Annotated in this window: 8 protein-coding genes and 2 pseudogenes; 4 read left to right on the top strand and 6 right to left on the bottom strand. The window is 67.4% G+C overall.

What is annotated here, in order from left to right; all coding sequences use genetic code 11:
* Nucleotides 1-123: 123 nt before the first annotated feature.
* From MXD62_RS26180 to MXD62_RS26165, 4 genes are all read right to left on the bottom strand, one after another.
* A complete protein-coding gene (locus MXD62_RS26180) occupies nt 124-918 on the bottom strand; it encodes an enoyl-CoA hydratase/isomerase family protein (protein WP_308301327.1) in 795 nt (264 codons plus the stop codon).
* 75 nt (nt 919-993) lie between these two features.
* Nucleotides 994-1737 carry an SDR family oxidoreductase gene (locus MXD62_RS39870; RefSeq protein WP_248832082.1) on the bottom strand — a complete coding sequence of 248 codons (744 nt, stop codon included), beginning with the start codon at nt 1735-1737 and terminating at the stop codon, nt 994-996.
* A 180-nt stretch (nt 1738-1917) separates the two neighbouring features.
* Nucleotides 1918-3162 carry an amidohydrolase family protein gene (locus tag MXD62_RS26170; RefSeq protein WP_368862452.1) on the bottom strand — a complete coding sequence of 415 codons (1245 nt, stop codon included), beginning with the start codon at nt 3160-3162 and terminating at the stop codon, nt 1918-1920.
* A gap of 121 nt (nt 3163-3283) precedes the next feature.
* On the bottom strand, nt 3284-4129 hold the full coding sequence (locus MXD62_RS26165) for a TIGR03619 family F420-dependent LLM class oxidoreductase (protein WP_248832080.1): 846 nt from the start codon (nt 4127-4129) through the stop codon (nt 3284-3286).
* Nucleotides 4130-4604: 475 nt separating this feature from the next.
* Here MXD62_RS26165 and MXD62_RS26160 point away from each other — a divergent pair, with 475 nt between their 5' ends.
* Nucleotides 4605-5297 carry a TetR/AcrR family transcriptional regulator gene (locus tag MXD62_RS26160; RefSeq protein ID WP_248832079.1) on the top strand — a complete coding sequence of 231 codons (693 nt, stop codon included), beginning with the start codon at nt 4605-4607 and terminating at the stop codon, nt 5295-5297.
* Between the two features lie 475 nt (nt 5298-5772).
* Nucleotides 5773-5874: pseudogene (locus MXD62_RS26155) on the top strand (transposase); the annotation flags it as partial.
* 190 nt (nt 5875-6064) lie between these two features.
* On the opposite strand, the gene MXD62_RS26150 reads toward MXD62_RS26155, so the two are convergent.
* Nucleotides 6065-7669: a FadR/GntR family transcriptional regulator gene (locus MXD62_RS26150; protein WP_248832078.1), complete on the bottom strand. Its 1605-nt coding sequence runs from the start codon at nt 7667-7669 to the stop codon at nt 6065-6067.
* A gap of 31 nt (nt 7670-7700) precedes the next feature.
* Nucleotides 7701-7896, bottom strand: a pseudogene (locus MXD62_RS40925) (enoyl-CoA hydratase/isomerase family protein); the annotation flags it as partial.
* Between the two features lie 601 nt (nt 7897-8497).
* On the opposite strand from MXD62_RS40925, the gene MXD62_RS26140 reads away from it, so the two are divergent.
* Both MXD62_RS26140 and MXD62_RS26135 read left to right on the top strand, forming a co-directional pair.
* On the top strand, nt 8498-8833 hold the full coding sequence (locus MXD62_RS26140; RefSeq protein WP_248832076.1) for a cytochrome P450: 336 nt from the start codon (nt 8498-8500) through the stop codon (nt 8831-8833).
* A complete protein-coding gene (locus MXD62_RS26135; RefSeq protein WP_248832075.1) occupies nt 8830-9600 on the top strand; it encodes a glucose 1-dehydrogenase in 771 nt (256 codons plus the stop codon). The genes MXD62_RS26140 and MXD62_RS26135 overlap by 4 nt, the downstream gene beginning before the upstream one ends.
* Nucleotides 9601-9690 lie beyond the last annotated feature (90 nt).

Below are 9690 nucleotides of genomic sequence, written 5' to 3'. Positions count from 1 at the left end.
CTAACTACTACCCGACAGCCCAGAAACCCCAGGCCACAGTCACAACCTAGAGCCTCCAACCTTCCCGGGGCGGTTCAACGACCGGTTGAATCCGCCCTTGACTTTCGCACCAGGTGAAGTGACTCACCTCCGCCCCCTGTCGCCCGCGAAGCGTTCCGGTACCCAGACGGGCGCCCGCTTCTCCATGAAGGCCCTCATGCCCTCGCGCGGCTCGGGAGAGCCTTCCAGAGATCCGAACATCGTCTGGTAGTCGACCAGCCCGTAGCGCTCGTTAAGCATCCGCTTGACGTGCATTCGGGCCAGCGGGCCGGTCTGGAGGATCTCACCCACGGCCTCCACGGCGGCCTCCCGCAGCCGCTCGCGCGGCACCACCCGGCTGATCACACCGAGGCGCACCGCCTCGTGTGCGTCGAACCGGCGCGCCGACAGCAGCAGGTCCCGGGCCACCGCGACGCCGACATGCGCGGGCAGAGCCGCGGCGAAAGTGGCGTCGACGATCCCCCGCAACAGTTCCGGCACCCGGAAGCTCGCCTGTTCACTGGCCACGGCGATGTCCGCCATCATGGCGACCAGGAGACCCCCCGCCTGGCAGATGCCGTTGACGGCGGCCACCACGGGCGCGTGGCTGTCCCGGATCGTCAGGAACGGCAGCGTCTCGTGTCCGATGTCGGGCACCGGCGCATCGCCGGGCAGCGACCGCCCGCCCAGGTCACCCCCGGGCGCGAAGGTGTCCCCCACCCCGGTGATGATCAGAGCCGCCAGCTCCGGGTCCTTGTTCACCAGGTGAACCGCACGCTTGAGGCCGAAGTACATCGCCGGTGTGAAGGCGTTCCTCGCCTCCGGCCGGTCGATGACACACCAGCCGATCACACCGTCCCGTTCGAACCGGAGACCGGCTGCACCTAGGTCGTCCATGATCTACTTTTCCTTTCTTCCTTCGGTGGGGGCACACATGGGCGCACAACCGGCGCGGCGGCGCCGGGTGATCGTGTGTCAGGTACGCCGCGCCGCGGTCTCGTCCGGCCAACGCTCGTAGTCGTCGGAGAGCGCGAGCGCGGCATGCTTCGACACCGAGTACGTCGCCTTGTCGATCTGCGTGGACAGTGCGACAAGCGAGGCCGTCTGCGACGGATAACCGTCGCCCCGCTCGAGCATCGCCGGCAGGACCTCCCGCGCAGAGTAGACGTGCGACATCACATGGAGTTTCCAGGCCCACTCCCAGCGGGCGTTGTCCTGGACCTCCTCCTCGATGCTGACGTCGGCCACCATGCCGACACCGCCGACTACGGCAGACACCCGCCCGACCCCGGCCGGATCGATGTCCGTGACGACGACCGTCGCGCCCTCGACGGCGAATCGGTGCGCGCACGCCTCACCGAGCCCGCTACCCGAACCCGTGATCACGACGACTTTGTCCCTGAGCTGCATGGTTCGGCCATCACTCCCTTCCGCCGAGGCCAGGCAGTGTCGCCCCCGCTTTCGCGCGAAGCCGGACCAGATCACGGCGCCGTCGATCTTCGTCTGGAGCACAGGGTCGGTGTCCCATCCGAGGGACCGCAGGACGGCGTCGGACTGCTGCCCGAAACCGGGCGCTCGCCGCAGCGTCGGGGTCTGATCGGGCTGGACGGGCGAGTCGACCAGCGGAGACGGTGTCCGCCGCCGTGGTCGACCAGCTGCGCGAATCCGTTCGCTCCAGCCCTGGGGGTCGTCGAGCAGTTCCGAGACCTTGCCGAGCACGTCTCACCGGCTTCCCAACGGCAGGAGCACGCCCTCCCGGACAGCGAGAGCACAGCGCGCCGGCCGACGGGTCGAACGCCCGCGCGGAGACCTCGACGACCCGGCCTCCGCCCACCGCCGCGTCCGTCTCTCTCGATCGCCAGTCCGACCGCGCTCTCCGCTCCCCTACGCGCTTCGGCGCTATCGCGACGCCGCCGTCGGCCGCAGGTGGGCCGTCGGGCGGACCTCGACGTCCCAGCCGACCGCCCGGCGACGCAGCGCCGCCACCGTCGCCTGCTCGCGGGGGATGTGAGTGAACGGATCGTAGTGAAAGTGGCGCATCGCGTTCAGATGGGTGATCTTGTTGATCTCCGCGTCCTGCAGCCCACCGAGATAGCGCATCGCCATCTCGGGCGACCGCGGCCAGGTGCTGTCCGAGTGCGGGTAGTCGCACTCCCAGGTGAGGTTGTCGATGTTCAGACGGTGGCGGTTGTCGACACCGACGGCGTCGTCGATGAAGCACAGGATCACGTGCTCGCTGAAGATCTCGGAGGGCAGCCGGCCGCCGAGATCCATTCCAGTCCAGTGCCGGGTCTGGCTGTAGATGTAGTCGACACGCTCCAGGAAGTAGGGCACCCATCCGATCCCGCCCTCGGACAGGGCGAATCTGAGCTCGGGGAACTTCCGCAGCACCGGTGACCACAGAATGTCGCAGGCGGCTTCCATGAGCCCGATCGGTGACAGCGAGTAGATCACCTCGGTGGGTGCGTCCGGCGAGGTCTTCGGCACCTGCGAGGACGAGCCCAGGTGCATGCAGACCACCGTGCCCTCCTCCACGCACGCTCGCCAGAACGGGTCCCAGTGGTCGGTGTAGAGACTCGGCAGCCCGAGAGCGTGCGGGTTCGACGAGAAGGTGACGGCGTGGCAGCCCTTCCTGGCCACCCTGCGCACCTCCTCTGCGGCGAGGTGGGGGTCCCACATCATGGGCAGCGCCAGCGGGATGAAACGACCCGGATAGGTGCCCGCCCACTCGTCGACGTGCCAGTCGTTGTACGCGCGCACCATGGCGGCCGACTGGTCCCGCTCACCGTGCTCAAGAAAGATCTGGCCGCAGAAACGCACGAAGGAGGGAAAGCACATGGAGCCCAGCAGGCCGTTGGCATTCATATCCCTGACCCGGGCGTGGATATCATGGCATCCGGAGCGGATCTCCTCCAGGCACACAGGTTCGAAACCGTACTCGGACTTCGGACGGCCAGCGACAGCATTCACCGCCGTGTTGGGGATCTCCACCCCCTCGTACACCCATGCCATGGTTCCGTCCGATCTCCGGAAAAACCGCGGTGCCACGTCGACGTATCGGGCCGGCAGGCGGCCCTCGAAAACGCCAGGCGGCTCGATCACGTGGTCATCGACACTGACCATGACAAGATCGTCAACATTCATCCAGGCACCTCGATCATTTTCGGCGCAGACCTCGGCTTCGGTGCTTTTCACTGACACCACCCCTGCCTTCCAGCCCTCGAACCCGCAGAGAAAGACGACAGAAAAGTCGGGGACCGTCACATCAGAGCACCAGGGCGGACACCAGCTCGTCGAGAACAGGTAGAACCAGGTCTCGCGGCCGCTCTTCGAGGCGGACACTCAGGCGTTGCACACCGAGTTCAGCCGCACGCCCGATCTGCCTCGCCATCTCGTCACGCGACCCCGGAGCGAGGAAGCAGCAGATCTCCGGGGCACCTTTTCGACCGGCATCGTTCCACCGGGCACAGAGGTCCTTCAGGGACGAGGCGACCTTTTCTGTCACCCCGATGCCGGCGGGGATCCAGCCGTCGGCCCAGGCGAGGATGCGGGCGAAGTTCCGTTCGGTAGGCCGCCCCCCCAGCAGCACCGGAGGACCGCCCCGCCGCGCGGGTTTGGGCCAGGAGCGCGAGGGCGAGAGATTCCGGTGTTGGCCACGGAAAGCCGCGATCTCCTCGGTCCACAACGCCCGCATCAGCGCGACCGTCTCCTCGACCACAAGGAAACGATCTTTTGTCGGGACACCATGGCCCTCTATTTCCTGGCGATTGTAACCGAATCCGACGCCTAAAAAAACCCGACCCTCGCTGAGATGGTCCAGCGTGGCGATGGCCTTCGCCAGGGCAATGGCGTCGTGTTGCGCCACGAGGGACACCGCGGTACCGACCTCCAGGGAGGTTGTCGCGGCGATGAACGCACAGGCGACGTACGGGTCGAGCGTCCGCTGGTAGCGCTCTTCGACACTCCATCCCTCGACGAGCGCTCGGCTGCCGACCGGAACGTGAGTGTGCTCGGGAAATGAGATCGACCTCAGGCCGCGCGCCTCCACCTCCCTGGCCAGCTCGAGAATTGGCATGGAGCGGTCGGTCGCCGTCGGATGCACGCCCACCACAGGAAAAGACCGCTCCACACCGGGACCTAATCCATGCAAAGCGCCATCACCCCCTCCGAGTTCTGCTCGCGCGGGAGCTCCTCGGACCCTGGACAGAGGCCCACGCTCCCCAGGAACACCTGGTTCCCGCCGACAGAACCTTAGGTTGATCTGGATCAGGTGTCAACAGAGTTAAGGGAGTGCACTTAACTTTGAAGATCAGAACCGAGAGCATCGACTCCACCACCGAGAGCAACAACCGCCACCCTCGTCCCCACTCCAGCCCCGACAGGCCGCCGAGCCGCAACGAGGGGAAGCGATCCAGCCCCAGGACGGAAATCCCGGGCCGACCACAGATTAAGGTGCTATACTGAATTTTTTATGGCCAATATCAATCGACAGTCCAGCACAGTTAAGTCGTACGCCAAACAGGTCATGCAACGCAGTCACGTGACCCGGCACAGGTGTGCGTCGCGGTATCGAAAGAGAGCGCCGAGTGAAGCACGGTGGAGGCCTTCGCGCCGACCGGGACCGCTCCAACTCCAAAGGCAGTCTGACTCGCCAGATAATCCTGGCGAAGGCCGAGCAGATGTTTGCGGAACAGGGTATCGCTGCGACTCCCCTACGGGATATCGCCCTGGCCGCGGGACAGAAGAACAACGTCGCCATCCAGTACCATTTCGGTGACCGCGAAGGCCTGCTCCGAGCCATCATCTCGTATCACGCCGCCACGAGCGAGAAGGTTCGGGCAGAGATGATGGCGGACCTACTTATTCGCGGCCGACCCCCACAGGTCCACGACCTCGTCAGAACGTTCGTCGTCTCCCTCGCCCGGCACTTCGACGAGGGTGGCTACTATCTGGCCTTCCTTGCCCGCTACATCGTCGAACGAGGCGGATACTCCGGCCTCGAGGGCTCGGTTTCCGCGAGCACGATCACCTCTTTCATGAGCATTCTCTACCAGCTCCTGCCAGACCACGAAAAGGCGGCCCTCGACGAACGGTGGATGATTATGATGACTACTACGGTCCATACCCTGTCCCGCTACCAGATGGCAGCGCGGAACGGCAGGAAAACCGCACCGACCCACGAACTCCTGGAGAATCTGATAAATTTCATGGCGGCCGGCATCGAATCAGCGCCGCAGCAGTACACAGCCAACGACACCCCTCCCCCGACACCGGGCTGAGATCCGCGACAGGACTCCCGTCCCAGATGCGAGCGCACCATCAACATATCCGGCGCGAAGAAGAAGAGGGTGGGGTGGAGTCCGCCGGAGCCATTGATCCGGCCCCGGCCGCGACGGTGGCCAAGGCCTCCACGGTCAAGGCCCGCGCCTAGGGGGTGTCAACCAGCTCAAAGCTGTCCTGGTCCGCACCGACCCCGCTCTGCGTGAATCTTTCGCCGGCCTGGGCCGCACCACACTCGTCCGTCGATGCGCCGCCTTCGACCCGGTCGAGCCGACCACCCCTTCAGCGCCGCGCGCTACACACTCCGCCAGCTCGCGACACGGATCATGGCGCTGACCGACAAGATCGACGACCTCAACCGGCGTCTGGCCACCCTGCTGGAGCGGCACGCACCCGGCATGCTCACTCGCGTCGGCGTCGGACCGGGCACCGCCGCGGCCATGCTCGTCATCGCCGGCGACAACCCCGACCGGGCTGGCCAGCGACGCGTCTTTCGCCGCTCTCTGCGGCGCCAGCCCGATCGAAGCGTCATCCGGGAAGACCCGCCGTCACCGCCTCAACCGCGGTGGTGACCGCCACGCCAACCCGAGGCTGCAACTATCAGCCGCATTCACCGAGCTCGCCCACGTCATCTGATCGCCGGTCCCCGGGGGCACCAGCCTGCGTCGCTTCCTCCGGACGCAGCACCGCCCTCGGACGGACATGAAGGTGGCGATAGCGATTCCTGTTCTCGAACGTCCGGGTCACCGGCGCCCGGCGGGTCTGTTCAGTCGATCACGTCGATCATCAGACGGCCAGCGAACCCGGTCGACTCGACGAATGGTGTGTTGGCGTCCAGCAGAGCCACCCAGTAGGAGCGCGCTCGGGCCGAGTCGCCGGTGGCCAGAGCGTCGATCAATTCGCCGAATTGCGCCGCGATTCGGTCGGCGATCGCGGCCCATGGGTCGTCCGCCGGCATCGCGAGTGCCGGTCGGGTCGCCACCCGCACCCATCCCATGATTTCGGCGATGACGGCGAGCACGGGGTTGCCGGTTCCGGCGAAGATGATTGCCGTCCCACGCGGCCAGGCCGCGGTGAACCGGGGCATGTCCAGGTCCGCCGCGGCGGCGGTCAGCTCGGCCACCACCCCGCGCAGGCTCGGTATCGATGCCTGGTCCATCCGTGCTGCGGCGAGCTCCACCAGCGCCGGCTCGATCAGACGTAGCGCTTGGAAGAAGTCGCCGAGCGTGGTGTGGCGGGCCTCCAGGACGGTGCCGGCAAGCTGTGTGGCGACCTGCGTCGACGGATGACACACCCGCGGGCCGGCACGGTCACCGGCGCGGAGTTCCAGGAGGGACTCCATCTCCAGGATGCGCAGCGCCTCCCGCAGCGTCGGCCGGGAGACGCCGAACTGCGTGGACAGGTCGGCGAGCGAGGGAAGCCGGTCGCCTTCGGCGAGGCTGCCCTCCGCGATTCGTGCTCTGATCTCGCTCGTGACAGCGGTCGCCGCCCGCGCCGGCGGCATCCGACCGCCCATGCCGGCGGCGGCTGCGGCCCCGCCGGACTGGGCCCGCCAGAGCGGGGCGACGTCGATCTGCTGCCTGCTGAGGCTGCGCCTCACCAACAGCCGGCTCGTGGCGAGCAGGTAATCGCTCCACACACGACTGGCTGCGTCCCCGTCGCGCCGCTGCGCGGCGGCCAGAAACTCGCTGTGGCTGGCGATGGTCTGGCGACGGACCCGCTCGCCCGCCGGGCCGACCGCCTCGTTCACTGCCGCGAACACCTGGCCGGCGTAGATCTCCCGGAGCACGCCGGCGATCACCGCGATGGAACGGTTACCGGACAGATCGGTGACGGCCTGGTCGAACGTCGTCACGGCGGTGGCGAACGCCAGCGGGTCGCTCTTGACCTCGTGGACGCGTCTATGCAGAGCCACCAGGTGATCGAGTCCCTCAGGGCCGCAGCGGACGGCGACCAGCTCGGCGGCTGGCGGCTCGAGCACCGACCGAGCCTCCTCCAGATGCGCGATCGTCGCACCGCGCAGCTGCAGCAGCAGCGCTGTATAACGTGCGACGGCGGTCAGCCCAGGCCGGCGGACGACGACGCCGCCACCACGCCCTCGTCGAACATCGACGAGATGCTGCGCCTCCAGGATCCGCAGAGCCTCGCGAAGCGTCTCCCGCGAGACACCGAGCGCCGCCGTCATCTCGCCTTCGGACGACAGCTGCTGGTCGACGGCGAACTCGCCGCGCAGGATCTGCCGCCGCAGGTCCGCAGCGAGGAGATGGGCGATCTTGCGGGACCGACGTGAGGGGCGGAGGGTACCGCCGGCGGCAGGGGGCGGTGAACCGACCCCGACTGCGGCCGTCGACAAGCCCGCGGGGCCGGTCATGCCCGTGCCGGCAGGGGCCGTGCCGGTGCGTTCACCGGCAGCCTTCGCCGTGGATGAACTCCTCCGGCACCCAGGCCGGCATCTGCTTCTCCATAAAGGCCCACATCCCCTCACGTGGTTCCGGGGACTCCAGCAAGCGCCCAGGACATCGTCTGGTAGTCGATGAGACCGTACCGCTCTCCGCGCGTCCGCTTCACATGCATCCGTGCCGTCGGCGTCCGCCGGATCCCGCGGACGGCCAGCGGCGTGGCCTCCCGCAGGCCGGCCACGCCGAGATCGCCCAGTACTCGTCCTCCCGGAGGCGGTGGGCTGCCATGCCGTCATCATGTGCTGACCCAGACAACTGTTATCTCATTATAACTGTGCGAGATGGGTCTGCTCGGGGCCGGCGAGAGGGGCGACGGCGGATGCGCACGGCGCGTGGCGCGCCGGACGGTGTGACGACCTGCTGGCTCAAATATCCCTGCCAGACAGGGAAAGTCTGGGTTCGTCCAGTAGCAGGGCATCCCGGACCGGACGGAGGCCGGCCGATGCCGCATCTCGGTGCCGACCGGGTCGGCCGACTGCTCCGGCCTATCTATAGACATCTGATGCAGTCACCTATATCTTTCCTTCTGTCCGCTGGTAGCGGGGGCCGCGACGTGGCGTCCTCGGGACCGCCCTCAGGGCGACAGTGCCGCGATGGCATGCGCCACCAGACCCGACTCCGGTGTCGATGGTGAAGGCCCCCAGGGCTCACGAGGAGGGCCGGTCAGCCGGCCGAGAACGTCGAAACCACCAGCGACACCGCCGTGATGGCAGCCCACGACCGATGAAAGGGGCCGAAGCATGCAGCAGGACTCCGGGGGCGGTTCCAAGAACTATCTCGATGTGATCACCAGCGAGATGACCCGGCGGCCGCAGCCCACCTACCAGCAATTAAGGAAGGAGTCGCCGGTCATGCTGGTCTCTCGGGTCGCGACGCGGGACACCGAGATCGGTGGCTGCCCGGTACACGGGGGCGACGAGGTCCACGTGCTGCTCGGTTCCGGGAACATCGACTCCACTGAGCTCGCCGATCCGGAGACCGTGCGCTGGGAGCGGACGGTGAACCGTCATCTGGCCTTCTCCCCGGGTGTTCGCTCGGTCGACTCGCTCCCGCTGCTGATCGGGACGGCGGAATGAGGGCGTCCGCGGAATTGTTCGATCTGACTGGTCGGGTCGCGCTGGTCACCGGCGGGAGCCGGGGCATCGGCCGCGCCGTGGCCGAAGGGTTGGCGAGCGCCGGCGCGGACGTTGTCATCGCCAGCCGCAAGCTCGCGGCCTGTGAGACCGCGGCGAAGGAGATCGAGGCGGCGACCGGTCGGCGGGTGCTGCCGGCGGCTTGCCACGTCGGGTCCTGGGACGACTGCGACCGGCTCGTCGACACCCTGTACGCCGAGTTCGGCCGTTGCGACGTGCTGGTCAACAACGCCGGCATGTCTCCTGTCTACGACAGCCTGGCCACGGTCAGCGAGCAGCTCTACGACAAGGTCCACGCTGTCAACGCCAAAGGTCCTTTCCGCCTGTCCGCGCTGGTGGGTGAACGGATGGCGGCCGGCGACGGCGGATCGGTCATCAACGTGACCACCGCCGGGGCGCTGCGTCCCAACCCGAACGACCTGCCCTACGCGATGGCGAAGGCGGCGTTGAACGCGCTGACCCTCGGCCTGGCCGGCGCGTGGGCGCCCAAGGTCCGCGCCAACCTCGTCCTGCCCGGCGCGTTCGACACCGATATCACCAAAGCCTGGGGCGGACAGGCGAGACAGGAGGCGGCGCGTATCAATCCGATGGGGCGCATCGGCGTCCCCGAGGACATGGTCGGCGTCTGCCTGTTCCTCGCCTCCGACGCCGCCAGTTATGTCAACGGCGCGCAGATCCTCGTCGACGGCGGCCTGTTCCGCACCCTCTGAAGCTGCCTCATGGGCACTGACGCCCCTGTGTTGTCAAGTGGCCGCAGTGGCCGCGGTGGCCGGTGGGCTGGTGCGCGGGATGGCGTTGTA

The organism is Frankia sp. Mgl5 (assembly GCF_023242985.1).
GTDB classification, from domain to species: domain Bacteria; phylum Actinomycetota; class Actinomycetes; order Frankiales; family Frankiaceae; genus Parafrankia; species Parafrankia soli.
The sequence above is the reverse complement of the archived record's forward strand: the minus strand, read 5'-3'. Positions and strand labels throughout refer to the sequence as shown.

Coding starts and splice junctions, on each gene's coding strand:
- MXD62_RS26170 (WP_368862452.1), bottom strand. CDS start 3,162: ATGAATGTTGACGATCTTGTCATGGTCAGTGTCGATGACCACGTGATC.
- MXD62_RS26150 (WP_248832078.1), bottom strand. CDS start 7,669: ATGACCGGCCCCGCGGGCTTGTCGACGGCCGCAGTCGGGGTCGGTTCA.
- MXD62_RS26140 (WP_248832076.1), top strand. CDS start 8,498: ATGCAGCAGGACTCCGGGGGCGGTTCCAAGAACTATCTCGATGTGATC.
- MXD62_RS26135 (WP_248832075.1), top strand. CDS start 8,830: ATGAGGGCGTCCGCGGAATTGTTCGATCTGACTGGTCGGGTCGCGCTG.